Annotated in this window: 27 protein-coding genes; 10 read left to right on the top strand and 17 right to left on the bottom strand. The window is 63.4% G+C overall.

Annotated features, from left to right (window positions below):
• Nucleotides 1-67 precede the first annotated feature (67 nt).
• The 3 genes from BX591_RS04530 to BX591_RS35985 form a co-directional block, all read right to left on the bottom strand.
• A complete protein-coding gene (locus BX591_RS04530; protein ID WP_111929535.1) occupies nt 68-1,282 on the bottom strand; it encodes an SAM-dependent methyltransferase in 1,215 nt (404 codons plus the stop codon).
• Nucleotides 1,283-1,424: 142 nt separating this feature from the next.
• Nucleotides 1,425-2,066: a pyridoxamine 5'-phosphate oxidase gene (pdxH, locus tag BX591_RS04535; protein WP_111929536.1), complete on the bottom strand. Its 642-nt coding sequence runs from the start codon at nt 2,064-2,066 to the stop codon at nt 1,425-1,427.
• A 4-nt stretch (nt 2,067-2,070) separates the two neighbouring features.
• Entirely contained in the window at nt 2,071-2,301 is a 231-nt protein-coding gene (locus BX591_RS35985; RefSeq protein WP_146749724.1) for a hypothetical protein, read from the bottom strand.
• A gap of 14 nt (nt 2,302-2,315) precedes the next feature.
• Between BX591_RS35985 and tcdA the strand changes: the two genes are divergently transcribed.
• Nucleotides 2,316-3,167, top strand: coding sequence for a tRNA cyclic N6-threonylcarbamoyladenosine(37) synthase TcdA (tcdA, locus tag BX591_RS04540; protein ID WP_111929537.1), 852 nt, complete (start codon nt 2,316-2,318; stop codon nt 3,165-3,167).
• A 59-nt stretch (nt 3,168-3,226) separates the two neighbouring features.
• Here the strand turns inward: tcdA and trxA are convergent, their stop codons facing one another.
• The 4 genes from trxA to tsaE form a co-directional block, all read right to left on the bottom strand.
• Nucleotides 3,227-4,075 (bottom strand): thioredoxin, encoded by an 849-nt coding sequence (gene trxA / locus BX591_RS04545; protein ID WP_111929538.1) that lies wholly within the window; start codon nt 4,073-4,075, stop codon nt 3,227-3,229.
• Nucleotides 4,076-4,165: 90 nt separating this feature from the next.
• Nucleotides 4,166-5,047: a pirin family protein gene (locus tag BX591_RS04550; protein WP_111929539.1), complete on the bottom strand. Its 882-nt coding sequence runs from the start codon at nt 5,045-5,047 to the stop codon at nt 4,166-4,168.
• A 261-nt stretch (nt 5,048-5,308) separates the two neighbouring features.
• Nucleotides 5,309-6,889 carry an N-acetylmuramoyl-L-alanine amidase gene (locus BX591_RS04555; protein ID WP_111929540.1) on the bottom strand — a complete coding sequence of 527 codons (1,581 nt, stop codon included), beginning with the start codon at nt 6,887-6,889 and terminating at the stop codon, nt 5,309-5,311.
• Nucleotides 6,871-7,455, bottom strand: a complete 585-nt coding sequence (gene tsaE / locus BX591_RS04560) for a tRNA (adenosine(37)-N6)-threonylcarbamoyltransferase complex ATPase subunit type 1 TsaE (RefSeq protein ID WP_111929541.1) — start codon at nt 7,453-7,455, stop codon at nt 6,871-6,873. The genes BX591_RS04555 and tsaE overlap by 19 nt, the downstream gene beginning before the upstream one ends.
• 17 nt (nt 7,456-7,472) lie before the next feature.
• On the opposite strand from tsaE, the gene queG reads away from it, so the two are divergent.
• From queG to xerD, 3 genes are read left to right on the top strand one after another with little or no spacing between them, the layout of a single operon-like run.
• The gene (gene queG / locus BX591_RS04565; protein ID WP_111929542.1) at nt 7,473-8,738 is read left to right on the top strand and encodes a tRNA epoxyqueuosine(34) reductase QueG; all 1,266 of its coding nucleotides are present in this window, start codon (nt 7,473-7,475) and stop codon (nt 8,736-8,738) included.
• A gap of 38 nt (nt 8,739-8,776) precedes the next feature.
• Nucleotides 8,777-9,247 (top strand): methylated-DNA--[protein]-cysteine S-methyltransferase, encoded by a 471-nt coding sequence (locus BX591_RS04570; RefSeq protein ID WP_111929543.1) that lies wholly within the window; start codon nt 8,777-8,779, stop codon nt 9,245-9,247.
• Nucleotides 9,244-10,179, top strand: a complete 936-nt coding sequence (gene xerD, locus BX591_RS04575) for a site-specific tyrosine recombinase XerD (RefSeq protein ID WP_111929544.1) — start codon at nt 9,244-9,246, stop codon at nt 10,177-10,179. Before BX591_RS04570 ends, xerD begins: the two co-directional genes overlap by 4 nt.
• Nucleotides 10,180-10,217: 38 nt before the next feature.
• On the opposite strand, the gene BX591_RS04580 is transcribed toward xerD, so the two are convergent.
• Entirely contained in the window at nt 10,218-11,780 is a 1,563-nt protein-coding gene (locus BX591_RS04580) for a class I adenylate-forming enzyme family protein (protein WP_111929545.1), read from the bottom strand.
• 155 nt (nt 11,781-11,935) lie between these two features.
• Here BX591_RS04580 and ybaK point away from each other — a divergent pair, with 155 nt between their 5' ends.
• Nucleotides 11,936-12,427 (top strand): Cys-tRNA(Pro) deacylase, encoded by a 492-nt coding sequence (gene ybaK, locus BX591_RS04585; RefSeq protein WP_111929546.1) that lies wholly within the window; start codon nt 11,936-11,938, stop codon nt 12,425-12,427.
• 180 nt (nt 12,428-12,607) lie between these two features.
• The gene (plsY, locus tag BX591_RS04590) at nt 12,608-13,249 is read left to right on the top strand and encodes a glycerol-3-phosphate 1-O-acyltransferase PlsY (RefSeq protein ID WP_111929547.1); all 642 of its coding nucleotides are present in this window, start codon (nt 12,608-12,610) and stop codon (nt 13,247-13,249) included.
• Nucleotides 13,250-13,454: 205 nt separating this feature from the next.
• On the opposite strand, the gene BX591_RS04595 is transcribed toward plsY, so the two are convergent.
• Nucleotides 13,455-13,940, bottom strand: a complete 486-nt coding sequence (locus BX591_RS04595) for a YajQ family cyclic di-GMP-binding protein (RefSeq protein ID WP_111929548.1) — start codon at nt 13,938-13,940, stop codon at nt 13,455-13,457.
• A gap of 207 nt (nt 13,941-14,147) precedes the next feature.
• Between BX591_RS04595 and murB the strand changes: the two genes are divergently transcribed.
• Nucleotides 14,148-15,188, top strand: a complete 1,041-nt coding sequence (gene murB, locus BX591_RS04600) for a UDP-N-acetylmuramate dehydrogenase (RefSeq protein WP_111929897.1) — start codon at nt 14,148-14,150, stop codon at nt 15,186-15,188.
• A 152-nt stretch (nt 15,189-15,340) separates the two neighbouring features.
• Here the strand turns inward: murB and BX591_RS04605 are convergent, their stop codons facing one another.
• Together BX591_RS04605 and argF are read right to left on the bottom strand one after the other, a co-directional pair.
• Nucleotides 15,341-16,567, bottom strand: a complete 1,227-nt coding sequence (locus tag BX591_RS04605) for an argininosuccinate synthase (RefSeq protein ID WP_111929549.1) — start codon at nt 16,565-16,567, stop codon at nt 15,341-15,343.
• Nucleotides 16,568-16,817: 250 nt separating this feature from the next.
• Complete coding sequence (gene argF, locus BX591_RS04610; RefSeq protein ID WP_111929550.1) at nt 16,818-17,747, bottom strand: ornithine carbamoyltransferase; 930 nt, start codon at nt 17,745-17,747, stop codon at nt 16,818-16,820.
• 426 nt (nt 17,748-18,173) lie between these two features.
• Here argF and BX591_RS04615 point away from each other — a divergent pair, with 426 nt between their 5' ends.
• A complete protein-coding gene (locus tag BX591_RS04615) occupies nt 18,174-18,518 on the top strand; it encodes a DUF3579 domain-containing protein (RefSeq protein WP_111929551.1) in 345 nt (114 codons plus the stop codon).
• A 259-nt stretch (nt 18,519-18,777) separates the two neighbouring features.
• Here the strand turns inward: BX591_RS04615 and rpsT are convergent, their stop codons facing one another.
• Nucleotides 18,778-19,056: a 30S ribosomal protein S20 gene (gene rpsT, locus BX591_RS04620; protein ID WP_105512052.1), complete on the bottom strand. Its 279-nt coding sequence runs from the start codon at nt 19,054-19,056 to the stop codon at nt 18,778-18,780.
• A gap of 442 nt (nt 19,057-19,498) precedes the next feature.
• Between rpsT and murJ the strand changes: the two genes are divergently transcribed.
• Nucleotides 19,499-21,049 (top strand): murein biosynthesis integral membrane protein MurJ, encoded by a 1,551-nt coding sequence (murJ, locus tag BX591_RS04625; RefSeq protein ID WP_111929552.1) that lies wholly within the window; start codon nt 19,499-19,501, stop codon nt 21,047-21,049.
• Between the two features lie 5 nt (nt 21,050-21,054).
• Nucleotides 21,055-21,897, top strand: a complete 843-nt coding sequence (locus tag BX591_RS04630) for a SirB1 family protein (RefSeq protein ID WP_035549461.1) — start codon at nt 21,055-21,057, stop codon at nt 21,895-21,897.
• 126 nt (nt 21,898-22,023) lie between these two features.
• Here the strand turns inward: BX591_RS04630 and BX591_RS04635 are convergent, their stop codons facing one another.
• The 5 genes from BX591_RS04635 to lpxK form a co-directional block, all read right to left on the bottom strand.
• Nucleotides 22,024-22,782 (bottom strand): 3-hydroxyacyl-CoA dehydrogenase, encoded by a 759-nt coding sequence (locus BX591_RS04635; RefSeq protein WP_111929553.1) that lies wholly within the window; start codon nt 22,780-22,782, stop codon nt 22,024-22,026.
• A 264-nt stretch (nt 22,783-23,046) separates the two neighbouring features.
• Entirely contained in the window at nt 23,047-23,712 is a 666-nt protein-coding gene (gene adk, locus BX591_RS04640; protein WP_105512055.1) for an adenylate kinase, read from the bottom strand.
• A gap of 213 nt (nt 23,713-23,925) precedes the next feature.
• Complete coding sequence (kdsB, locus tag BX591_RS04645) at nt 23,926-24,726, bottom strand: 3-deoxy-manno-octulosonate cytidylyltransferase (protein ID WP_111929554.1); 801 nt, start codon at nt 24,724-24,726, stop codon at nt 23,926-23,928.
• A 24-nt stretch (nt 24,727-24,750) separates the two neighbouring features.
• Nucleotides 24,751-24,954: a Trm112 family protein gene (locus BX591_RS04650; protein ID WP_007180583.1), complete on the bottom strand. Its 204-nt coding sequence runs from the start codon at nt 24,952-24,954 to the stop codon at nt 24,751-24,753.
• Nucleotides 24,935-25,951, bottom strand: coding sequence for a tetraacyldisaccharide 4'-kinase (lpxK, locus tag BX591_RS04655; RefSeq protein ID WP_111929555.1), 1,017 nt, complete (start codon nt 25,949-25,951; stop codon nt 24,935-24,937). The genes BX591_RS04650 and lpxK overlap by 20 nt, the downstream gene beginning before the upstream one ends.
• Nucleotides 25,952-25,999 lie beyond the last annotated feature (48 nt).

Genomic DNA, 25,999 nt, shown 5'->3' on the forward strand with positions numbered 1-25,999 from the left:
GTCGACCTGCCGTTCAAAGGTTGCGCCGCGCCGGGCCGCTACTGCACGACGCCGCGGCGCAAGCGCATCACGGGGCTTTGTCGTACATATAGCGGCGCGACCACGGCAAGGTTTTCGCGCTGCGGCCGGCTTTGCGGCACACCACCTGGTAGATCGAGACGTCGTCGGTTTCGAACGCATACGCGCAACCGGCGAGGTACACGCGCCAGATGCGGAATTTTTCGTCGTCGACCAGCTTGCGGGCTTCGTCCGCATGCGCTTCGAAAGCTTCCGCCCACAGATCCAGCGTGTGCGCATAGTGACGGCGCAGGCTTTCGACGTCAACCGCTTCGAGCCCGCCGCGCTGCATCGCTTCGAGCGCGAGGCTGATATGCGGCAGCTCGCCGTCCGGGAACACATAACGATCGATAAACTCGCCGCCGCCCAGCGCGGTCTCGCCACTGTCGGAATCGCTCGACGTAATGCCATGGTTCATCGCCACGCCGTCGTCGACCAGCAGATCGTGAATCTTCTGGAAGTAGCCCGGCAGATTCTTGCGACCCACGTGCTCGAACATGCCGACGCTGGTAATCCGGTCGAACTGTCCTTCGATGTCGCGATAATCCTGCAGACGAATGTCGATCCGGTCTTCCAGCCCGGCGGCTTTCACGCGCGCGGTGGCGAGATCGAACTGGTTCTGCGAGAGCGTCACGCCCACGCACTTCGCGCCGAACTTCTGCGCCGCGCGCAACACGAGCGCGCCCCAGCCGCAGCCGATATCGAGCAGACGCTGCCCGGGCTGCAACTGGATCTTGGTGAGGATGTGGTCGATCTTCTTGATCTGCGCGGTGGCGAGATCTTCGTCGCCATTCTCGAAGTACGCACACGAGTACACCATGTTCTCGTCGAGCCACAGCTTGTAGAACTCGTTCGAGACGTCGTAGTGATACTGGATCGCCTTCTTGTCCGACGCCTTCGAGTGATGGAAATAGCGCCGCACGCGCGCCAGCTTGCTCGCGCTGTTGACCGTATTACGCGCGAGCTGGTAGCCGATATTGATGATGTCGGACAGCTTGCCTTCTATATCGATCTTGCCCTTCACGTAAGCCTCGCCGAGATTGTCGAGACTCGGTTCGAGCAGATACGGCAGCGCCGTGGCGCTTTTGACATGAAGGGTGACCTGAGGCGCCGCGAACTGCCCGAAGTCGTGTTGCTGACCGTCCCACAGCACGAGGCGTGCGGGCAGGTTAGCCTTGGTTTTTACGTCTTCCACCCACTGCGCCAGCTTCTTCTCCCAGAACATGTGATCTCTCCGTGTCCGTTGAATTAGAGCAAAGCTTGTGTGGATCGCAGCCCGGTGCGGCGCAACTCCCTTGCCGCGAGATGCCATCCGGCCGGCGTGCGCTGCTACGTTGGCGGCGCACGCGACGGCGTTGTATTCCGATTCAGGGCGACAGACGGGAGATTTGCCAGTCGCTGTGTTCGCTTGAACGCGTGTAGAGCAGACGATCGTGCAGACGCGACGGTCGGCCCTGCCAGAATTCGATTGCTTCGGGTACCAAACGATAGCCGCCCCAATGCGGCGGACGCGGCGGCTGGTCGCCGTAGAGCAGGCTGATTTCGCGTTCGCGTGTTTCGAGTTGCGAGCGGCTTTCAATTACCTGACTCTGATTGGATGCCCATGCACCGATGCGTGAACCGAGCGGACGCGACGCGAAATACTTGTCGCTTTCTTCCGCACTGGTTTTGATAATGCTGCCCTCGATGCGCACCTGGCGCTCGAGTTCGATCCAGTAAAACAGCAGGCTCGCGTAGGGATTCGCCGCCATTTCGCGGCCTTTGCGGCTTTCGTAATTGGTGAAGAACACGAAGCCGCGTTCGTCGACGCCTTTGATCAGCACAATGCGCGCCGACGGCCGGCCGCGCGAGTCGACCGTGGCGAGCGTCATGGTATTCGGCTCGGGGAGCTGGGCGTTGACGGCCTGTTCAAACCACGTATCGAATTGACGAAACGGGTTGCGGTCGACATCGGCAACGTCGAGAGAACCGAGCGAATAGTTGTTTCGAAGATCGGCGAGTGAGGTCATGTTCTTATGCGAACGCTACAGTCAGTCCAGTATAGCTAAGGAGAAAAATCTTTGCGCGCGACCAGGCCAAGGCTTCGCGCGGTACACCAGTGTATTGCGCCACATTCCTGACCGCTTGCGCTGAGTCACCCTTGCGCCAATATGGATTGACGCGATCAGGCAGAATACCGGCTGCGAGCGCGCCAACGCCGCGCGTTTCCGCTTTATCTGTTTCGCCTGATTTCGCCTGATCCAACGAGCCCCGCCATCATGTCCAGCCCCACCGCGCATTCCGATCTTACTACCAGCCTCGACGGGAGCGAAACCGCCGACCGCGCCCGGCGCTTCGGCGGCATTGCCCGTCTGTATGGGGCGCCGGCGTTGGCTGCGTTCGAAGCGGCGCATGTCGCGGTGATCGGTATCGGTGGCGTGGGGTCGTGGGTAGCCGAGGCCCTCGCGCGCAGCGCGGTCGGCACGCTGACGCTGATCGATCTCGACAACGTGGCCGAGAGCAACACTAACCGGCAGATCCATGCGCTCGACGGCAACTACGGGAAACCGAAGGTCGAAGCCATGGCCGAACGCATCGCGGCGATCAATCCGTATTGCGATGTGCGCCTGATCGAAGACTTCGTCGAGCCGGATAATTTCGCCGCGACGCTTGGCGGTGGCTTCGATTACGTGATCGATGCGATCGACAGCGTGCGCACCAAGACCGCGTTAATCGCGTGGTGTGTCGAGCGGAAACAGCCGTTGATCACCGTGGGCGGCGCGGGTGGGCAACTCGATCCGACGCGCATCCGCATCGACGATCTGGCGTTGACGATTCAGGACCCGTTGCTGTCGAAGGTGCGCGCGCAATTGCGCAAACAGCATGGTTTCCCGCGCGGGCCGAAAGCGAAGTTCAAGGTGAGCGCGGTGTATTCGGACGAACCGCTGATCTATCCGGAAGTGGCCGCTGTCGATGGCGACGAAGAAGCCGAGCAGGTGAACACGGCGCCCACGGGTCCGGTCGGTTTGAATTGCGCGGGGTTCGGCTCGAGCGTGTGCGTGACCGCGAGCTTTGGATTTGCCGCCGCCGCGCATGTGTTGCGGGCGTTGGGCCAGCAGGCCGCGGCTTGAAGAAACATGCAGTGGCTGCCGCCGGGGCCGCCACTGCATTCGAGCATCGCGCAGTTCGTTTAAAACAACGACGCGCTCAACTTGCGCCGCCATTGCGACACCAGCTCCGGCTGATGCGCGGCCAGATCGAACACCGATAGCATCGTCTTGCGGCCAATATCGTCACGGAAGGTGCGATCGCGTTGCACGATTGCCAGCAGGTGTTCCAGTGCGCCTTCGTACTTACGATGCGCAATCAGCGCGCTGGCCAGATCGAAGCGCGCTTCGAGATCTGTGGGATCGGCGGCCACTTTGGCTTCGAGCGCGTCCGTGGGCGGCAGGTCCGCGGCGGCATCCACGGCGTCGAGCCGCGTCTTGATCGCGTTGAAACGCGCGTCGATGCCTTGCGTGGTTTTCGGCGACAGCAGGTCGACCTCGTTGCGGGCCTCGTCGATCAGGTTGTCTTCGAGCAGCATCTCGATGCGGTCCATGCGCGCTTCGTCGAAACCCGGATCGTAGGCGAGGGCGGCTTGCAGCGCGTCGTACGCGTCGTCGCGGCGGCCTTCGGCCAGCGCGGTTTGGGCTTCGAGACGCGCCGCGTCCGCGCCTTGCGGCACCAGCCGCTCGATAAACTCGCGCAACTGACCTTCAGGCAGTACGCCGACGAACTGATCGACCGGTCGTCCGTCGGCAAATGCCATGACGTGCGGAATGCTGCGCACCTGGAAGTGCGCGGCCAGCTCCTGGTTCTCGTCCACATTTACCTTCACCAGCTTCCATTTGCCGGCGGCTTCGGCTTCGAGCTTTTCGAGCATCGGGCCGAGCGTCTTGCACGGGCCGCACCAGGGCGCCCAGAAATCGACCAGCACGGGGGCCAGCGTCGACGCCGTGATGACGTCCTGTTCGAAAGTGGCCAGAGTCGTGTCCATTGCGTCCTCGTCGATAAAACGGTTTGTTATTAAATGGGGCCGGTCGGCGCGTATTCAATACGGCGCATGTTCACGCGTCGCTTTCGCGGATCAGGCGCCTTTGCGTTCCGGCAGCGGAATCCATTCCGTCTCGCCCGGCACCTTGCCCATCTCCTGATTCGTCCACGCGAGCTTCGCGGCTTCGATCTTCTCGCGCGAACTGGCAACGAAATTCCACTCGATAAAGCGCTCGCCGTCCAGCTTCTCACCGCCGAGCAGCATGACTCGCGCGCCATGCGTGCTGGCGAGCGTGACGGTTTCGTCGAGCGCGAGCACGGCCATCTGGCCGACTTCGAGCGGCGTGCCGTCGATCTCCAGATCGCCCTCCACCAGATAGACGCCACGTTCCTCGTGTTCCGGTTCCAGTGCGAAGGCGCCGCCCGGCGCGAACTCACCGGCCACGTACAGCGTGCCGGAGAACGTGACGACCGGCGAGGTCTCGCCGAACGCGTTGCCCGCGATCACCCGCAGCGTCACGCCGTTACGCTCGACGACCGGCAGCGTGCTGGCGGCATGATGCGAGAACGACGGCTCGATGTCTTCGTCTTCCAGCGGCAGCGCGACCCAGGTCTGGATGCCGTGCATGGTCAGGCCGGTGGCGCGGTCTTCTTCCGGCGTGCGCTCGGAATGGACGATGCCGCGGCCCGCGGTCATCCAGTTGACGTCGCCGGGGACGATCTTCTGCGCCGAGCCGAGACTGTCGCGATGCATGATCGAGCCTTCGAACAGATAGGTCACGGTCGCGAGGCCGATATGCGGATGCGGTCGCACGTCGAGACCGACGCCGGGTTCGAGCGTGGCCGGACCCATGTGATCGAAGAAGATGAACGGACCGATCAGACGCGCGGCCATGGCGGGCAGCACACGCCGCACGGTCAGACTGCCGACGTCGCGCAGATGCGGTTTCAGGACTGCTTTGATCGAGGAAGACATGGGCAGGCTCGGCAGGAATAGTGTGTGGGGATTTGCTTGATGGATGATTCTACTGCGGAGGGCGTGACGACGACGGTTCGGCGCACCTTGCCGCAGGCTGTTGCCGGTTGGCGCTCCGGGAATTCGTAGCAAGCGGCGTTTGTCTCGTGCAAAAGAAAACGGCCGCCTCGTCGGAGAGCGGCCGTTTGGCTTGCGTGTTGAGCGCGAGGCGATTCGACGGGCAGGTGGCCGGATGGTGAACCGATGGACCGGCTCACATCATCACGTCATGCGGTTCTTCGCCAGCGGCGGATTGGCCGCGAAATACCGCTTGATGCCGTTCATGATCGCATCCGCCATCTTGTCGCGATAGGCGTCGTCGTTCAGGCGACGCTCTTCATCGGGGTTGCTGATGAAGGCCGTCTCCACCAGGATCGACGGAATGTCCGGCGCCTTCAGCACGGCGAAACCCGCCTGTTCGACCGAGCCCTTGTGCAGCTTGTTGATGCCGCCGATTTCCTTCAGCACGAAGTTGCCGTAGCGCATCGAGTCGCGAATCTGCGCGGTGGTCGACATATCGAACAGCGCGCGATTGACGCTGGCGTCGGCGTTCTTGATGTTGATCCCGCCGATCTGATCCGACGAGTTCTCCTTGTTCGCCATCCAGCGTGCCGCGGCGCTCGACGCGCCATGGTCGGACAGCGCGAACACCGACGAGCCCTTTGCCTCGGGCGTGGTGAATGCGTCGGCGTGAATCGACACGAACAGGTCCGCGCCGACGCGCCGCGCCTTCTGCACGCGTACGTTCAGCGGCACGAAGAAGTCGGCGTCGCGCGTCATCATGGAACGCATGTTCGGCTGCGCGTCGATCTTGGCGCGCAACTTCTTCGCGATGTCGAGCGCGACGTGTTTCTCGTACGTGCCCGAACTGCCGATCGCGCCCGGATCTTCGCCGCCGTGACCCGGATCGATCGCGACGGTCAGCAGACGCACCGTGTTGCTCTTGCCCGATTTCGGCGCGGTGAACGCGTAGTTGTCGTCGCCGCTGGTGTCGTCGTCACCGCCCAGGTTGCCTGCGCCGTTGCCGCCTTTGTTGCGAGCGATCGCGGCAGGCGGCGCGACCGGCGCGGTGGGCGTGGCCGGCTTCGCGATGATCGGCGGCATGGGCGTAGGCGCGACATGCGCCGGCGGACGCGGCACGCCGTTCGACGAACCTGCGCCACCGTTCTGCGCATAGCGTTCGAAGAACGCCTCGCTGTTGTCGGCCGTGGGCGGCGTGGTGCCGGGGCCGCTCAGCGTGGCCGGCGGCGCGCTGTTTTCGTTCAGCGTCTGCTGTTTGTGTTCGGTTTGCGCGAGCAGATCCATCAATGGATCGGGCGCGACCGCCGGATACAGGTCGAACACCAGCCGGTACTTGTACGCGCCGACCGGCGGCAGCGTGAACACCTGCGGCTTCACCGAACCCTTCAGGTCGAACACCATGCGCACCACGTGCGGCTGATATTGCCCAACCCGCACCGACGAAATCTGCGGATCGTTCGGCGTGATCTTCGACACCAGATCCTTCAACGCCTGATCGAGGTCCAGGCCGCTCAGGTCGACCACCAGCCGGTCCGGTGCCTGCAGCAGTTGCTGGGCGTTCTGCAACGGCTGGTCGGATTCGATCGTCACGCGGGTGTAGTCGCGCGCCGGCCAGACCCGCACGCCGAGCACCGAGCTGGCCCACGCGAGACGCGGCGCGACGAGGCCGAGCATCAGCGTGGACGCGCCCGCGCAGAGAATCTGCCGCCGCCGCCAGTTATGCGTGGCGGTAGCCGCCGATTCGATCGAGCGGAACGGTTTGATCAACATCTTTCGAGACATGCCTTTCCTGATTCGCTATATGCGCGTGCGACGAGTACGCGGCCTTCGCCCGTGTGGTCCAACTCGAGCGTGAAGACCAGATCCGGCACGCCCAGCAGACGCCCCGCGCGTTGCGGCCATTCGACGAGGCATACGGCGCCGCTGTCGAAGTATTCCCGAAAGCCCGCATCGGCCCATTCGGCCGGATCGGTGAATCTGTACAGATCGAAGTGATAGAGCGTGAGTTCCCCAGCGGGACGCTCGAGCTCGTACGGTTCGACGAGCGTGTAGGTGGGACTGCGCACGCGGCCGGTGTGGCCGAGGCCGCGCAAGGTGGAACGCACGAGCGTGGTTTTGCCGGCGCCGAGATCGCCGACGAGTTGCACTTGCAGCCCATGAAATGCCGTGTCGCCATTGGCGCCCGGCGCCGCTTGCCGTATTTCGCCCGGCGTGCCGCGCAGGCTTTCGATCGCTTGCGCGAAGCGCGCGCCAAAGGCGAGCGTGGCGGCTTCGTCCGCGAGCGCGAAGGTGCGTTCGAGCAGGACAGCAGCGGGCGGTTGGATCGCGTGATCGGGATTGACAGGCATTCTCGTAAAATGGCGTGATGAACCGAAGTCCGGAGTCCCCTGTTTCCAGCACGCCAGCGTCTAGTCACGACGCGGGTGCCGAGCGTCCATTCGATGAAGCGGCGCTGAATGCGCTCGCGCTCGACATCAAAAGTTGGGGCCGTGAACTGGGTTTCGGGGCGATCGGTATTAGCGACACCGACCTCTCCGCTGCCGAAGCGCCGCTGGCAGCCTGGCTGGAAGCGGGTTGTCACGGCGAGATGGATTATATGGCGAAACACGGTATGAAACGCGCGCGCCCCGCCGAGCTTGTGGCCGGTACGCGACGTGTGATTACCGCGCGCATCGCCTATTTGCCCGCGCAGACATTGACCGGAAAGGCGCAAGAAAGCGCTTTGCAGGACGCGCCACTCAATGCGCCGCTTATGACGCCACTTACGCAGGACTGGCGCGCGGCCGAGACGGCGCGGCTTGCGGATCCCGCTGCGGCGGTGGTGTCGATCTATGCGCGCGGCCGCGATTATCACAAGGTCATGCGTAACCGTCTGCAACAACTTGCCGAAAAAATCGAAGCCGGGATCGGCGCGTTCGGTTACCGCGTATTTACCGATTCGGCGCCCGTGCTCGAGGTAGAACTTGCGCAGAAGGCCGGTATCGGCTGGCGCGGCAAGCACACGCTGCTGCTGCAACGCGACGCTGGCTCGCTGTTTTTCCTCGGCGAAATTTATGTCGACGTGCCGTTGCCGACCGACGCCGAAATCGCGCCCGAGCTCGCGCCGCAAACGCCCGGTGCGCATTGCGGCAGTTGCACGCGCTGCATCGGCGCCTGTCCGACCGGCGCGATCGTGGCGCCGTATAAGGTCGACGCGCGGCTGTGCATCTCCTATCTCACGATCGAATTGAAAGGCAGTATTCCGGTGGAGATGCGGCCGCTGATCGGCAACCGCGTGTATGGCTGCGACGATTGCCAGCTCGTGTGTCCGTGGAACAAGTTCGCGCAGGCGGCGCCGGTCGCCGATTTCGACGTGCGGCATGGGTTGGATCGCGCGTCGCTCGTCGAGCTGTTTGCGTGGAGCGCGGACGACTTCGACACGCGCATGCAAGGCAGCGCGATTCGCCGCATCGGTTACGAAAGCTGGCTGCGCAATCTCGCGGTGGGAATGGGCAATGCGTTGCGCGCGGCGTCGCCGGACAGCTTGAGCGAAGAGGCGCGCGAGCGCATTGTCGAATCGTTGCGGCTGCGTGCCGACGACCCATCCGCAGTGGTGCGCGAGCATGTGGAGTGGGCGTTGGAAGCGGCGTAAAGTAGCGGCATCGCGCGCCAGTCAGGGAGCAGGCAATCATGTTCAACGCAGTGATCGATGCGCCGTTCGGCAAGGTCGGTATTCGCCTCGAAGGCGACGCCGTGCGCGAGATCGTCTATCTGCCGGCGTCGATCGAAAACGTCGTGCCGGACACGCCGTTGGCGCGCCAGGCGGCCGGGCAGATCGAACGGTATTTCGAGCAGGCGTCCGCCACTTTCGACTTGCCGCTCGCGCCGGTCGGCACCGCGTTCCAGCAGCGCGTCTGGCAGGCGATCAGCGCGATTGCGCCGGGCGTCGTGCTGACCTACGGGCAACTGGCGAAGCAGGTCGGCAGCGTGCCGCGCGCGGTCGGGCAGGCCTGCGGGTCGAATTATTTTCCGATCGTGATTCCGTGTCATCGGGTGGTCGGCGCGGGCGACATCGGCGGCTTCGCGCATCATGCCGGCGACGGTTTCTTTCGCAACGTCAAACGCTGGCTTCTCAAGCATGAAGGCATTCCCTACGCATGAGCGATACCCTGGCTGACGACGCGATCCTCGCGTCGCCTCTATTCGTGGCGAGTTCCGCCTCGATCGATGCATTCTGCGACGCGCTGTGGCTCGAACACGGCCTGTCGCGCAACACGCTCGACGCGTATCGCCGCGATCTGCGCCTGTTCTGCGAGTGGCTCGCGCAGACCCGCAACACGTCGCTCGATATTGCCGGCGAAGCCGATCTCAATGCGTATAGCGCCGCGCGTCAGAAGGACAAATCGACGTCGGCGAACCGCCGGCTGTCGGTGTTTCGGCGTTATTACGCGTGGGCGGTGCGTGAACATCGCGCGAAGGTCGATCCGACACTGCGCATCCGGTCGGCGAAACAGCCGCCGCGTTTTCCGTCGACGTTGAGCGAAGCCCAGGTCGAAGCGCTGCTAGGCGCGCCCGATGTCGCCACGCCGTTAGGTCTGCGCGACCGCACCATGCTGGAACTGATGTACGCGAGCGGCTTGCGCGTCACTGAACTCGTCACGCTAAAGACGGTTGAAGTCGGCCTGAACGAAGGCGTGGTCCGCGTGATGGGCAAGGGCTCGAAGGAGCGGCTGATCCCGTTCGGCCAGGAGGCGCACGGGTGGATTGAACGCTATCTGCGCGAGGCGCGGCCGGCGCTGCTCGGCGCGCGCGCCACGGACGCGCTGTTCGTGACGAGCCGCGCGGAGGGCATGACGCGTCAACAGTTCTGGAACATCATCAAGCGGCATGCGGTGGCGGCGAACGTGCATGCGCCGTTGTCGCCGCATACGCTGCGGCATGCGTTCGCGACGCACCTGCTTAACCATGGCGCCGATCTGCGCGTGGTGCAATTGCTGCTCGGGCATACCGACATCTCGACCACGCAGATTTACACGCACGTGGCGCGTGAGCGGTTGAAGTCGCTGCACGCGGAGCACCATCCGCGCGGGTGAGGCGGTGCGGTGCTCGCAGTGGCACGGCGGCTTTCGCTTCAGAGAGATTCGCGCAACCGGTGCTTGAGAATCTTGCCGGTCGAAGCGGCCGGTAACGCCGCAAGCACTTTCACTTCGGCAGGGCGCTTATACGGCGCGAGCCGCTCGCCGCACCACGCGATCAGTTCGGCCGCCGTCACCTTCGCACCTGCAGTCAATTCGACGAACGCGACCACTTCCTCGTTACCCTCGACCGCGCGTCCGATCACCGCCGACTGCACGACCTGCGGATGGGCGTTCAACACATGCTCGACCTCGGCCGGATACACGTTGAAGCCCGAGCGGATGATCAACTCCTTGCTACGCCCGACGATATGCAAGGCGCCGTCCGCGTCCTGGCGCGCGAGATCGCCGGTCCTGAGCCAGCCGTCTTCGGTCACGGCGACGCGCGTTTGCTCCGGATTGCGGTAATAGCCGAGCATCACGTTCGGGCCACGCACCCACAATTCGCCGATCTCGCCGGGGGCGGCCTCGACACCGTCGAGTCCGACGAACCGCACGTCGACGCCCGGAATGACTTCGCCGACCGAGCAGTCGCTACGCGGCCGCTCGAGCATGGTGTGCGAGACGGTCGGGCTGCTTTCGGTCATGCCGTAGCCGTTGTGCAGCGGCAAGCCGTAAACGGCTTCGACCTGCGACTTCAGCGCGGCGTCGAGCGGCGAGCCGCCCGAGTAGGCGAAGCGCAGATGTGGCGCGGACCAGGCATGGCCGTGCGTCCGCAGATGTTCGAGCAGTTTGGCGTGCATGGCCGGCACGCCCTGAAAGATCGATACGCGTTCCTCGGCGAGCGCGCGGCGCACCGCCTCCGGCGCGAAGCGCGGCACGAGCCGCAAGGTCGCGCCGGCGTGCAGGCTGCCGAGACACACCGACGCGAAACCGTACACGTGCGAGATGGGCAACACGGCGTAGACCACGTCGTCGGGGCCGACGTTGCGCAGACGGCTCGACACGGCCGCGATGAACAGTAAATTGCGATGCGACAGCATCACGCCCTTCGGCGCGCCGGTGGTGCCGGTGGTGTAGATCAGCGCGGCGCATTGGCGCTCGTTGGCAGCCTCCACGGGTTCCGCTTGCACGTCGGCGTCCACCGTATACGACCACACGCCGATGTCCGGCGTGAATGCCGGCGCTGCGAGCGCCTGATGACGCAGGGCATGCTGCTGGGCATCCGCCGAACTTTCCACCGCATACGCGACCACGCGGGGTTGCGCGTGCGCGCGGATCGCGTCGAGTTCCGCGGCGGACAGGCGTGCGTTCGACACCAGTGCCCACGCGTCAAGTTTCGCCGTGGCGAACAGCAGCACGATCTGCGCGATGCTGTTTTCCGCGACGATCATCACGCGATCGCCGCCGCGCACGCCCCATTCGCGCAGCAGCGCGGCGGCGGCTTCGACGGCCGCCAGCAATTGTGCGCTGGTGAGACGGCGCGCATCTTCGATCAGTGCGACGTGCTGCGGATCGCGGGCCGCGGCAAGCGCCGGAATTTCGGCGATGCGCGCGGGCAGGGCGGCGAGCAAGGCGGGGATGTCGATCGTGGAACGGGGGGAGGACTCGAGGCTCAACGCTGTCTCCGTGCAACATGGTTGCGGTTAGCGATTCGGTGCTCGACGTGCGGTGCGTCGGACCATTTGCGAACGATCGTGCCACAATCGCCGGACCCGCACAATTGGCCGTTCGGCAAATAGCCGTTGTGCAAACTCGCCATTACAATGCGCCGATGAGCAAATCCAGACACGTTTCCGAAACGCCGGCCACGCAGTTTCTGCGCCGCCATGGCGTCGCGTTCGGCGAACATCCTTACGATTATGTCGAGCACGGCGGCACCGGCGAATCGGCGCGCCAGCTCGGCGTGGACGAACATCATGTCGTGAAGACGCTGGTCATGGAAGACGAGCACGCCAAGCCGCTGATCGTGCTGATGCACGGCGACCGTACCGTCAGCACCAAGAACCTCGCACGGCAGATCGGCGCGAAGCGCGTCGAGCCGTGCAAGCCCGAGGTGGCGAACCGGCACTCCGGCTACCTGATCGGCGGCACCTCGCCGTTCGGGACGCGCAAGGCGATGCCCGTGTACGTCGAGTCGAGCATTCTCGAGATGGACACGATCTGGCTGAACGGCGGCCGGCGCGGATTTCTGGTCAGTATCGAGCCGAAGGTGCTGACCGATCTGCTGGCCGCGAAGGCGGTTCAGTGCGCAAGCGTCGATTGACGTTTGCCTGAATGTTTTTCGGGCGGGCGGGTTGGGTAGAATGTGCGCCGCTTTGTCGTCCGCGGCATGTGCGTCTGTATGTGCGTTTGCAGGTGGGTGCGCTGGTGTGCGCCTCGTTGCATGCCCTGTTGCGGTTGGGGTATCGAGTTTCAGACCGCCGATCCTTATAAGAGTCCCTTGATGCAAAACCTGATCGTTGCTGTCGTTGCCTACCTGATCGGTTCGCTGTCGTTTGCCGTGATCGTGAGCAAAGCGATGGGCCTCGACGACCCGCGCTCGTACGGCTCGGGCAATCCGGGCGCCACCAACGTGCTGCGCAGCGGCAGCAAGAAGGCCGCGATTCTCACGCTGATCGGCGACGCCTTCAAGGGCTGGCTGCCGGTGTGGGTCGTCGTGCACTTCGGTGCGCGTTTCGGACTCGACGACACGTCGGTGGCGATCGCGTCGATCGCGGTGTTTCTCGGCCACCTGTATCCGGTTTTCTTCCGCTTCAAGGGCGGCAAGGGCGTGGCCACCGCGGCGGGCGTGCTGCTCGCGATCAATCCGATTCTCGGCATCGCCACGCTGCTCACGTGGCTGATCGTGGCGTTCTTTACGCGCTATTCGTCGCTGGCTGCGTTGGCGGCGGCGGTGTTCGCGCCGCTGTTCGACGGTTTTCTGTTCGGGCCGCACATTATCGCGCTGGCGATCGTGGTGATGAGCACGCTGCTGGTGTGGCGCCATCGCGGCAATATCGCCAAGCTGATGCGCGGTCAGGAAAGCCGGATCGGCGATAAGAAGAAGGCGGAAGCGGGCGCGAGTCCGGCGGCGGGGAATGAATGATCTTCGCGGCGCAGACCGGGAGGCGTGGCGGGTGGGTTGAGTGGTTTGCACTCTCCGCGTTCTCCTCCGGGGCTTGGGGTGATGCGTTGGCGGTGGGTTCGCGCTTGAGACACTGCCGCGCAGGGTCGCGCGGCGCCTGCACAAGCGCGCCCTCAGCGTCATGCAGGCGCCCGGCCGCCCGGCCGCCTATCCTTGCAACTGAAGCTCAGTCGCGGAAGTTGTTGAAGTCGAGCGGCGTATCGGTCACGTCCTTGCGCAGCAGCGCGATCACGCTTTGCAGATCGTCGCGCTTGCCGCCGGTAATGCGCACCGCGTCGCCCTGGATGCTCGCCTGGACCTTGATCTTGCTGTCCTTGACGAGGCGCACGATTTTCTTCGACAGGTCGCCGGACACGCCCTTCTTGATCTTGATGACCTGCTTGACCTTGTCGCCGCCGATCTTCTCGGTCTTGCCGTAGTCGAGGAAGCGCACGTCCACGTTGCGCTTGGCCATTTTGGACAGCAGCACGTCGGTCACCTGGCCGAGCTTGAAGTCGTCGTCCGCGTAGGCGGTGATTTCGCTTTCCTTCTGTTCGACGCGCGCGTCCGATCCCTTGAAGTCAAAGCGGGTTGAGATTTCCTTGTTGGACTGCTCGATCGCGTTCTTCACTTCGATCATGTCTGCTTCACAGACGACGTCAAACGATGGCATTGCATTCTCCCAATAGTGCTGCGGTGCGTGAGGCGGCCGGTCGGCTGCTCACGGGGCACTCGCTATAATCACGGACCGATCGTCATTTTACCGATGCCGGTCCCTTTTCCCCAAGGCTGCCGTGCATTGTCGCGCGTACCGGGCCCGAAGTCGTTTCATTCGACGCTCATTCAGCGTTTCGTGCGTCGTTTCACACTGTTCATTCCGATGTCCCAATCCGAATCCCCCGAGTTCATGGCCGGCTACTCGCTGAAGGCGCACAACACCTTCGGCTTCGACGTTCGCGCGCAGTTTGCGTGCCGGATCGAGCGCGAGGCGCAACTGATGCCGGCGGTGCGCGACCTGCGCGCGGCCGGCTTGCCACGGCTGGTGCTGGGCGGCGGCAGCAATGTGGTGCTGAGCGGGGATTTCGGCGGACTGGTGTTGCTGGTGGCGCTGCGCGGCCGCCGTGTCGTGCGTGAGGACGACGCGGCGTGGTATGTCGAAGCGGCCGGCGGCGAGCCGTGGCACGAGTTCGTCGCGTGGACCTTGTCACAAGGGCTGCCCGGACTTGAAAACCTCGCGCTTATTCCCGGCACGGTTGGGGCGGCGCCGATTCAGAACATCGGCGCCTATGGCCTGGAGATGTGCGAGCGTTTCGCGTCGCTGCGCGCCGTGGAGCTGGCCACGGGCGAGGCGGTCGAACTCGACGCCGAGGCTTGCCGGTTCGGTTACCGCGACAGTTTTTTCAAGCGGGAAGGGCGCGACCGCTTCGTGATCACGTCGGTCACGTTCCGTCTGCCGAAAGCCTGGCAGCCGCGCGCCGCTTATGCCGACCTGGCACGGGCGTTGGCTGCGAACGGTCACGCCGACGTGTCGCCCACCGCGCAGGCTATTTTCGATGCGGTGGTCGCGGTGCGCCGTGCGAAGCTGCCGGATCCGCTCGAACTCGGCAACGCCGGCAGTTTCTTCAAGAATCCGGTGGTGGAAGCGCAGCAATTCGAGGCGTTGAAGCTCAAGGCGCCGGAGCTTGTGTCCTATCCCCAGGCGGATGGGCGGGTGAAGCTCGCGGCCGGCTGGTTGATCGATCAATGCGGCTGGAAAGGGCGCGTGATGGGCGCCGCGGCGGTGCATGAAAGGCAGGCGCTGGTGCTGGTGAATCGCGGCGGCGCGACCGGGGCAGAGGTGCTGGCGCTCGCGAAGGCGGTGCAGCGCGATGTGCTCGTGAGATTCGGTGTGGAACTGGAGGCGGAGCCGGTTTGTTTGTGATTGGATGGGCGACTATAAGGTTGTCGCCGGTTCGGAGCGGCGGCTGAAAATAAAAAAGCGCCGGGATATCGCTCCCGGCGCTTTTTTTTGCGTTTGCCTCCCGGCGCGTAACCTCGCCGACGCGAAGTTAGCCTGCGCCGGCATGCTCACCCTCAGTCACGCTGACGGCGTGCATTTTCCGCGATCCGCATACGCAGCGCGTTCAGCTTGATGAAGCCGCCGGCGTCTGCCTGGTTGTATGCGCCGCCGTCGTCGTCGAACGTGGCGATGGTCTTGTCGAACAGCGTTTCCTTCGAATCGCGCGCGACGACCGACACGCTGCCCTTGTACAGCTTCACGCGTACCCAGCCGTTGACCTTTTCTTGCGTATGGTCGATCAGCACCTGGATCGCGTGGCGCTCCGGGCTCCACCAGTAGCCGTTATAAATCAGCGACGCGTAACGGGCCATCAGATCGTCTTTCAGGTGCGCGACTTCACGGTCGAGCGTGATCGACTCGATGCCGCGGTGTGCCTTCAGCATGATCGTGCCGCCCGGCGTTTCATAGCAGCCGCGCGACTTCATGCCGACGTAACGGTTTTCCACCAGATCCAGACGGCCGATGCCGTGCTTGCCGCCCAGGCGGTTCAGCTCGGTCAGCATTTCCGCTGCCGACAGACGCTTGCCGTTGATCGCGACCGGGTCGCCGTGTTCGTATTCGATATCGAGGAATTCAGCCTGTTCCGGCGCTTGTTCCGGCGACACGGTCCAACGCCACATATCGGCTTCGGCTTCCGCTTTCGGATCTTCCAGGTGACGGCCTTCGAACGAGATGTGCAGCAGGTTCGCGTCCATCGAATACGGCGCGCCGCCTTGTTTGTGCTTCATTTCGATCGGAATGCCGGCCTTTTCCGCGTAAGCGAGCAGCTTTTCGCGCGACAGCAGATCCCATTCACGCCACGGTGCGATCACCTTGATGCCCGGTTCGAGCGCGTAGTAGCCGAGTTCGAAGCGAACCTGGTCGTTGCCCTTGCCGGTTGCGCCGTGCGACACCGCTTGCGCGCCGGTGGCACGCGCGATCTCGATCTGACGCTTGGCGATCAGCGGACGTGCGATCGACGTGCCCAGCAGGTACTCGCCTTCATAGATCGTGTTGGCGCGGAACATCGGGAACACGTAGTCGCGCACGAATTCTTCGCGCAGGTCTTCGATGAAGATGTTGTCCTGCTTGATGCCGAGTTGCAGGGCTTTCTTGCGCGCCGGTTCCAGCTCTTCGCCCTGGCCGATGTCGGCCGTGAACGTGACGACTTCGGCGTCGTAATTGTCCTGCAACCACTTCAGGATGACGGAGGTGTCGAGGCCGCCCGAATAGGCGAGCACGACTTTCTTGATATCGCTCATGGTGAACTCGTAGCTGGAAAAAGCGGGAAAACAAGGCGCGCCGGCGGTTCCGGAGCGCGGAAAAAGCACTATTTTGACACTAAACCGCCAGGCGCCCGCGGTTTTGGGGCTGCGCGGCGGTTCGGCCGGGCTCTCATGAAGCCCAGAATTTTGGCCGGATGCGTGGCGCCGACGTGGATGCCTTGCCTCGTATTCAAGGCCCCGTCGCGCTTCACGCAGTTGCTGCTCAACGTGCTGGGCAGCGGCTCGCTTAGTGATTCAGCTTGCCGAGCAGCAGGTATTCCATCAACGCTTTTTGCACGTGCAGACGGTTTTCCGCTTCGTCCCACACGACGCTTTGCGGGCCGTCGATCACTTCGGCGCTGACTTCCTCGCCGCGGTGGGCCGGCAGGCAGTGCATGAACAACGCGTCGGCGTTGGCGCGCGCCATCATGTCGGCGTCGACGCACCAGTCGGCGAAGGCTTTCTTACGCGCTTCGTTTTCGGCTTCGAAGCCCATGCTGGTCCAGACGTCGGTCGTGACGAGATCGGCGCCCGCGCAGGCCTCGTTCGGGTCGTCGAATTCTTCGTAAAACGGCGCGCTTTCCGCGGCGACCATGGTGTGGTCGAGCTTGTAGCCCGGCGGCGTGGACAGGCGCAGTTTGAAGCCGAGAATCTGCGCGGCTTCAATCCATGTGTACAGCATGTTGTTAGCGTCGCCGATCCAGGCAACCGTTTTGCCGCGAATCGGGCCACGGTGCTCGAAGTACGTGAAAATGTCCGCCAGCACCTGGCACGGGTGATATTCGTTGGTCAGCCCGTTGATCACCGGCACGCGCGAATTCTCGGCGAAGCGCTTGAGAATGTCCTGGCCGAACGTGCGGATCATGATGATGTCGACCATGCGCGAAATGACTTGCGCGGCGTCTTCGATCGGTTCGCCGCGGCCGAGTTGGGTGTCGCGCGTGCTCATGAAGACCGCGTGGCCGCCGAGCTGGAAAATGCCGGCTTCGAACGACAGGCGCGTGCGAGTCGAATTCTTTTCGAAGATCATGGCCAGCGTGCGATCGTGCAGCGGGTGGTAAGTCTCGTAGCTCTTGAATTTGCGCTTCAGAATGCGTGCGCGTTCGAGCACGTACTCGTAGTCGTCCAGCGAGAAATCCTTGAACTGCAGATAGTGGCGAATTTTCTTGGCGGTCATGAAACAAATACGGCGGTCTCACCCGGCAGGATTGCCGGACGGCGCCGCCGTCGTTTGTGGTAACTCAATGCAGCATAAAGGATTTCGCCCCGTTTGACGAGTCGGCTAAAAGGCCGGGCAAGCTGTCTGAAAGCCGCTCGCAAGTGTCAGACAAGTCTTGTGTGCGCTGCGGAAAAAGGTCCGCTGCGCTATAATCTTGCGGTTATCCCAAAGCCCAGCGAGCCCATATTTCGCTTGCGGGACACGGCTCTCGCGGCTCAGAAAGCCCTCACGCGGTGCGCCGGCATGACCAGCGCCGAGGCAGTTCAGCGGCCCCTGGCGGTTTCTGGTGGCGCGACTCGTCGGCATGACGAACTCACGCAGTGCATGTCGCCGTGCCGTCCGCTTTGCTGTCATTCCGCTGGGCAGTTACACAGGTATTCCTACATGGCCGAAGAAGCTCCAACCGAATTTTTCATTCAGGGCATCACGTCGAAGGGAAAGCGGTTCCGACCGAGCGACTGGTCGGAGCGGCTTGCGGGCGTGATGGCATGCTTCGGCCCCGGGGCGAAAAAAGGGCCGAACGCCTACATGCAGTATTCGCCCTACGTCCGGCCGACCATGATCGGCGACCTCAAGTGCGTGATTCTCGATTCGCGCTTGCGGGATATCGAACCCATGGCCTTCGATTTCGTGCTCAACTTCGCGAAAGACAATGACCTTCTCGTGACCGAGGCGTGTGAATTGCAACTCGAGCACGCTACGCCGCAAGAAAAAAGACACGTGATTTAGCGCGAGTCAGCCGGATCGGCAAAAACAAAAACCCGCCAGTAGCGGGTTTTTTTGTGTCTGAAGCAGCGGCCTTGGCAAGCGGGCGGGTGGTTGCGCGAATGGTCAGTCGGGAAAGCGCGCAAAATGCGCGGCCGATCCCGGTGCGCCAACCTCAGCGCAAAACTGCTAAATGCCAAGCCCCAAGCAAAAAAGCCCGCCGGAGCGAGCTTTTTTGTGCAGCGGAAACAGGAGGTAGCCCGCCGAAGCGGGTCGACCGGAATTACTGCGCTGCGGACGCTTGCAGACCCTTGATGGCTGCAGCGAGACGGCTCTTATGGCGAGCAGCCTTGTTCTTGTGAACGATTTTCTTGTCGGCGATGATGTCGATGGTCTTCGACGATGCCTGGAAGATTTCTGCGGCCTTAGCCTTGTCGCCGGCGTCGATCGCCTTGCGGACAGCCTTGATGGCCGTGCGGAACTTCGAGCGCAGTGCCGAATTGTGCGAGTTTGCCTTGGCGGCCTGGCGGGCGCGCTTACGTGCTTGTGCGGTATTAGCCATGACGGTTCCTTATCCTGTTCCTGTTTCCAGTACCCGACCTTCAAGTGGTGAGGTGCTGCTTTTAATCCGAACTCCTGGAAGCGATTGCCCAAGAGCGCAAAAGTGTCGAAAAAATTCGATCGTACGACGCGAAGGCGGGCCGTGTTTCGGAGGATGTGAGGCTTTGAGCAGGTGGCGTGGTGCCGACCTGAACCCCGTCCGAAAGTTGAGCGAGCTTCGAAACCGGCGATTATAGCAACAAAATCAGGCACGTGGCAACGGGGAATGTGCCGTCGCGTTCGGGCAGGCCGCTCGGAATGCCGATTAGATCGAGATCGGATCGAACGTCCGCGCGACAAATCTGTCCGATTTGCGGTCTGCGCGATCCAATCGGTCCAATTCGGATCCAATTCGCGTTCCGGCTCGTCGTCCGCTCCTGCGGCACCCGTATAATAAGCGCCCCATGAATCTATTCCGAGCCCTGCTGACGGTCAGCGGCTTCACGCTGCTGTCGCGCGTGACCGGTCTGGCCCGCGAAACGCTGATCGCACGCGCGTTCGGTGCCAGTCAATACACTGACGCGTTCTACGTCGCCTTCCGCATTCCGAACCTGTTGCGGCGTATTTCGGCCGAAGGCGCGTTTTCGCAAGCCTTCGTGCCGATCCTCGCCGAGTTCAAAAACAGCCAGGGGCACGACGCCACCAAGGCGCTGGTCGACGCCACGTCGACCGTGCTGGCGTGGGCGTTGGCGGTCATGTCGATTCTCGGCGTAGTGTTCGCGTCCGGCGTGGTGTTCGTCGTGGCGTCGGGTCTGGCGCACGAAGGCCACGCCTACACGCTCGCGGTCACCATGACCCGCATCATGTTCCCGTACATCATCTTCATCTCGCTGACGTCGCTGGCGTCGGGCGTGCTGAATACGTACAAGAACTTCTCGCTGCCCGCGTTCGCGCCGGTGCTGCTGAACGTCGCGTTCATCGGCGCGGCTGTGTTCGTCGCGCCGCGTATGCAAACGCCGGTCTACGCGCTCGCGTGGGCGGTGATCGTCGGCGGGGTGTTGCAGTTCGTCGTGCAACTGCCGGGTCTGAAAAAGATCGACATGATCCCGCGCATCGGCCTGAATCCGCTGAAAGCGCTCGCGCATCGCGGCGTGAAGCGTGTGCTGGCGAAGATGGTGCCCGCCATGTTCGCCGTCTCGGTCGCGCAGATCAGTCTGATCATCAACACGAACATCGCGTCGCGTATCGGCCCGGGCGCCGTCTCGTGGATCAATTACGCCGATCGGCTGATGGAGTTTCCGACCGCGCTGCTGGGCGTCGCGCTCGGGACGATTTTGCTGCCGAGCCTGTCGAAGGCGCACGTCGACGCCGATCCGCACGAGTATTCGTCGCTGCTCGACTGGGGCCTGCGCGTGACGTTCCTGCTGGCCGCGCCGAGCGCGATCGCGCTGTTTTTCTTCGCCGAACCGCTGACTGCCGTGCTGTTCCACTATGGCAAGTTCGACGGCAATTCGGTCGTGATGGTGAGCCGCGCGCTCGCCGCGTACGGCGTCGGCCTGATCGGGCTGATCCTGATCAAGATCCTTGCGCCGGGTTTTTACGCCAAGCAGGACATCAAGACGCCGGTGAAGATCGGTGTGGTCGTGCTGGTACTGACGCAGCTCAGCAACTATGTGTTCGTGCCGATTTTCGCGCATGCCGGCCTCACGTTGAGCGTCGGGCTCGGTGCTTGCGGCAATGCGTTGCTGCTGTTTCTGGGTCTGCGCAAGCGTGGCATTTATATGCCGTCGAGCGGCTGGCTCAAATTTTTCGTCCAATTGCTCGGCGCCTGTCTGGTGCTGGCGGGCGTGATGCACTGGCTGGCCATCAGTTTCGACTGGATCGGCATGCATAACCAGCCGGTCGACCGGATTGCGTTGCTGGCGGCGTGTCTCGTTCTGTTCGCCGCGCTATATTTCGGTATGCTTTGGCTGATGGGCTTCAAGTACGCGTATTTCAAAAGACGAGTGAAGTGATCACGATGACGCGAGTTCTCGACTATTTCAGCACGCTCGTTGCCGAAGACGATAGCCTGCCACTCACCGAGGCGGCGCTCTCGCTCGCGCAGGACGCGTATCCGGACCTCGATCTGCAAGGCACGCTCGCCGAGATCGACGAGTTGGTGGTGCGCCTGCAGCGCCGCATGCCGGACGACGCCGACATTCGCCAGAAGGTCGGCATTCTGAATCGCTTTTTCTTCCGCGAGTTGGGTTTCGCCCGAAACCTCAACGATTACGAAGACCCCGACAACAGTCATCTGAACGCCGTGCTCAAGCGTCGCCGCGGCATTCCGATCTCGCTCGCGGTGCTGTATCTGGAAATGGCCGAGCAGATCGGCATTCCGGCGCGCGGCGTGTCGTTTCCGGGGCACTTCCTGCTGCGCGTTACCACGCCCGACGGCGACGTGATGCTCGATCCGACCAACGGACATTCGCTGTCCGAGTCGCAGATGGTGGAGATGCTGGAGCCGTATGTGGCATCGGCCAGCGACTCGGTGAGCCGGGCGCTGCGCATGCTGCTGCAACCGGCCACGCGGCGCGAGATCATCGCGCGTATGCTGCGCAACCTGAAGTCCACGTATCTTCAGACTGAACGTTGGCAGCGTCTGCTGGCGGTGCAGCAGCGTCTGGTGATCCTGTTGCCGAACAGTATCGAAGAGGTGCGGGATCGCGGCTTTGCCTATGCGCGGCTCGATTATTTGCGCCCCGCGCTCGAAGACCTCGAACGCTATCTCGGCGATTGTCCGGATGCCGAAGACGCGACCGTCGTGGAATCGCAGTTGCATGAGTTGCGGCAACGCACGCAGCACAACGACGGCGATTAGCCTCGCCGATCCACGCCCAACGCTATAAAAAAGCCTGTGCATGATTCATATTCATGCACAGGCTTTTTGCATGTGGTCGCGCGCGCTGCCCGCACGAACGGGGCGGCGCACGGCGGTGGAAGCAAGTTACTTCGGTTGCATGCGGATCGCGCCGTCCAGACGAATGACTTCGCCATTGAGCATCGGATTGTCGAAGATCTGCTTGGCCAGCATGGCGTATTCGATCGGCTTGCCGAGGCGCGGCGGGAACGGCACCATCGCGCCGAGCGCGTCCTGCACTTCTTGCGGCATGCCGAGCAGCATGGGCGTTTCGAAGATGCCCGGTGCGATCGTCATTACACGGATCGCGTTGCGCGACAGGTCGCGGGCGATCGGCAGCGTCATGCCGGCCACGCCGGCCTTCGACGCCGCATAAGCCGCCTGACCGATCTGGCCGTCGAATGCCGCCACCGACGCCGTGTTGACGATCACGCCACGCTCGCCATTCGCGTTCGGCTCGTTCTTCGACATGGCCGCGGCCGCGAGCCGGACCATGTTGAAGGTGCCGATCAGGTTGATCGAGATGGTGCGCGAGAACGACTCGAGCGGATGCGGGCCGTCTTTGCCCACCGTCTTGACGGCCGGCGCGACACCCGCGCAATTGATCAGGCCGCGCAGCGTGCCGAGCTTCGTGGCGGCTTCGACAGCTTGCGTTGCGTCGTCTTCGCGGCTCACGTCGCATTTGACGAACACGCCGCCGAGTTCCTGCGCGAGCGTCTGACCGGCCGCCTCGTTCAGGTCGGCGAGCACCACCTTGCCGCCGTTTTCGACGAACAGGCGCGCGGTTGCGGCGCCGAGACCCGATGCACCGCCGGTGATCAGGAATACGTTGTCACGAATCTCCATGTCTTCTCCTTTGCTACGGTTTGTTCAGTTGTGTCTGGATCGAATATCTTTTCGATAATCGATTGTAACGGCTATGCTGCATTGCGGAAAGCGCAGCGGCTGCGTCGGCAGGTCGGTTGCCGTTGCATCGGAAACCACTACGGATGGCTAATTAATCCTCATCCCGACAGCCCAGAGGGCATTTGCTAAACGTCACACCGCATAACGAAAAAACCCGCCGGCAAGGGCGGGTTTTTCATCGGACAAACTCGGTGCGAGGCGCGCTTACTTCAGCGCTTCGAACGCGCGGCCACGAATTTCGTCGACGCTGCCGAGGCCCGAAATGCGGCGGTATTGCGGCGCCTTCAGAGAGGTCGACGCGTCGCCGTTATTGGCCCACGTGGTGTAGTACTCGATCAGCGGCTTGGTTTGCGCTTCATAAACTTCCAGGCGCTTCTTGACTGTTTCTTCCTTGTCGTCGTCGCGCTGGATCAGCGGTTCGCCGGTCACGTCGTCCACGCCTTCGACCTTCGGCGGATTGAACTTGACGTGGTATGTACGACCCGACGCGGCGTGCGAGCGACGGCCGCTCATGCGCACGATGATCTCGTCGAACGGCACGTCGATCTCCAGCACGTAGTCGATCGCGACGCCGGCCTGCTTCATGGCCTCCGCTTGCGGAATGGTGCGCGGAAAACCGTCGAACAGATAGCCGTTCGCGCAGTCTGCCTGCTGCAGACGTTCCTTCACCAGATTGATGATCAGTTCGTCTGTGACCAGCTCGCCTGCGTCCATGAAACGCTTGGCTTCGATGCCGAGCGGCGTGCCGGCCTTGACGGCGGCGCGCAGCATGTCGCCGGTGGAAATCTGCGGAATGCCGAATTTTTCCTTGATGAAGGTGGCCTGAGTGCCCTTACCCGCACCGGGCGCACCCAAAAGGATCAAACGCATGTGATATCTCCAGATCTATGTGAATTCTTGGGGGCGCTGCAGTCATCCCACGAGGGATCGAGGGGGCCGCGTCGACTACCGTGATGCATCTTGCGCTGCGCGTCCAGACGACGGCGCTGCAAAGACGACCATGGCGCGACCGTGCAAATCCCTGACTCTCGCTTGTAACGGGAGGCGCGCACAACCGTCCGATTATGCCATGGGTTTTTCTGCTCAAGACCCGAATAAAGCCTGCACGCGTGCGAGATCCGCCGGTGTGTCGACGCCGGGCAGCGGCGCGTTGTCGGTGACGCGCACCGCAATGCGCTCGCCATGCCACATGGCGCGCAATTGTTCGAGCGCTTCGACCTGCTCGATCGGCGAGATCGCGAGCGTGGGATAGGTGCGCAGGAATTGCGCACGGTACGCATACAGCCCGATATGCCGGTAGACGACTGCGGGGGCCGGCGGTGTGGGCATCGACGCGACGTCCGGCCAATGCGGCTGGTAGGCGTCGCGCGACCAGGGAATCGGCGCGCGCGAGAAGTACAGCGCCACGCCGCGCGCGTCGAGAACGACCTTGACGACGTTCGGGTTGAAAATTTCGGCGGCCTCGGTGATCGGATGGGCCGCGGTGGCGATCGCGCAGCCTTGACTCGCCGCGAGGTGCGACGCAACGCCGCACACCAGCGCCGGGTCGATCAGCGGTTCGTCGCCCTGCACGTTGACCACGATCGTGTCGTCGCTCCAGCCGAACTGCGCGGCGACTTCCGCCAGCCGGTCCGTGCCCGACGGATGATCGGCGCGCGTGAGCACGGCCTCGAAACCGTGTTCGCGAGCCGCGTCGAGCACCGCTTGCGCGTCGGACGCGACCAGCACCTGCTGGGCGCCCGATTCGCGAGCGCGTTCGGCGACTCGCACCACCATCGGCTTACCGCCGATGTCGGCAAGCGGCTTGTTGGGCAGACGCGTCGAAGCGAGCCGGGCCGGCACGACGGCGATGAACGGGGGAGTGGTGACGTTGGCTTGAGTCATCGGGAGAGCGACGTGTGGGATGGGTTACGCCACCGAGCCCGGATTCAGATCGACCGGCGTGCCTTCCACGGTCTGGCGCGCTTCGTCGACCAGCATGACGGGAATGCCGTCGCGGATCGGATAGGCCAGCTTGTCCGCGTTGCAGATCAGTTCCTGCGCGGCGCGGTCGTAGCTGAGCGGGCCCTTGCAGATCGGGCAGACGAGAATTTCAAGCAGGCGAGCGTCCACGGACTTTCTCCACAACTAATGCAATGAGGCGATGATCGAGCGCGGCTTCGACCGGGACAACCCAGATGCGCGCATCGTGCCAGGACCCCAATTTTACCGCATCCTTTTCGGTTATCAGGATCGTGTCGGCGTCGACGTCGGTAAAGGGATTGCGCTCGAACGCGTAGTGATCGGGCAGTGCGCGGGTCGCCGGCGTGAGGCCGGCGGCGCGCAAGGTCGCGAAAAAGCGTTCGGGCGCGCCGATGCCGGCCGCGGCCAGCACGCGCTCGCCGCTGAATTGCGCAAGCGGACGGCGCAGCGCCGGATTGTCGAGATGCCAGGCGTCGGCGGGGGCGAGGGGCAGCGCGAAGGTGTTCGGCCACGCGGGCAAGGTGCGCGCATACGGATCGTTGACGAGCGTCGCATCGCGGCGGCGCGACAACGGCTCGCGCAACGGACCGGCCGGCAGCAGAAAGCCGTTGCCGCCGAGGCGGTGGTCGAACACCACCAGTTCGGCGTCGCGCTTCAGGCGGTAATGCTGCAAGCCGTCGTCGCTGACGATCACATCGACTTCGCGATGCGCGGCGCACAGCGCCTGCGCGGCGGCCACGCGGTCCGGACAGACCCACACCGGCGCACCGGTGCGGCGTGCGATCAGCAACGGTTCGTCGCCGCCCACGCTCGCCGCCGAAGCCGGCGTGACTTGCGTCGGCGCTTTCACGCGCGCGCCGTAACCGCGCGACACCACGCCGGGCGTGAAGCCCGCAGCGCGTAACGCTTCCACCAGCGCGATCACGGTCGGCGTCTTGCCGGTGCCGCCGACGGTCACATTGCCGACCACCACGACCGGCACGCCGATGCGCACGGATTTGAGCCAGCCGAGGGAAAACGCGGCGCGGCGCGCGGCGGCAATGGCGCCGAACACGCAGGCGAAGGGCGTCAGCGCCCACGCGAACGGGCCGCGTTGCTGCCATTCGCGCGCGAGGCGTGCTTCGAGACGGTGGTTGAAATCGCTCATGGGCAAGTGGTGTGGGCGAACGACGCGCGGTCGGCCGAGGCGGGCCGG

It is taken from the genome of Paraburkholderia bryophila (assembly GCF_003269035.1).
Lineage (GTDB): Bacteria > Pseudomonadota > Gammaproteobacteria > Burkholderiales > Burkholderiaceae > Paraburkholderia > Paraburkholderia bryophila.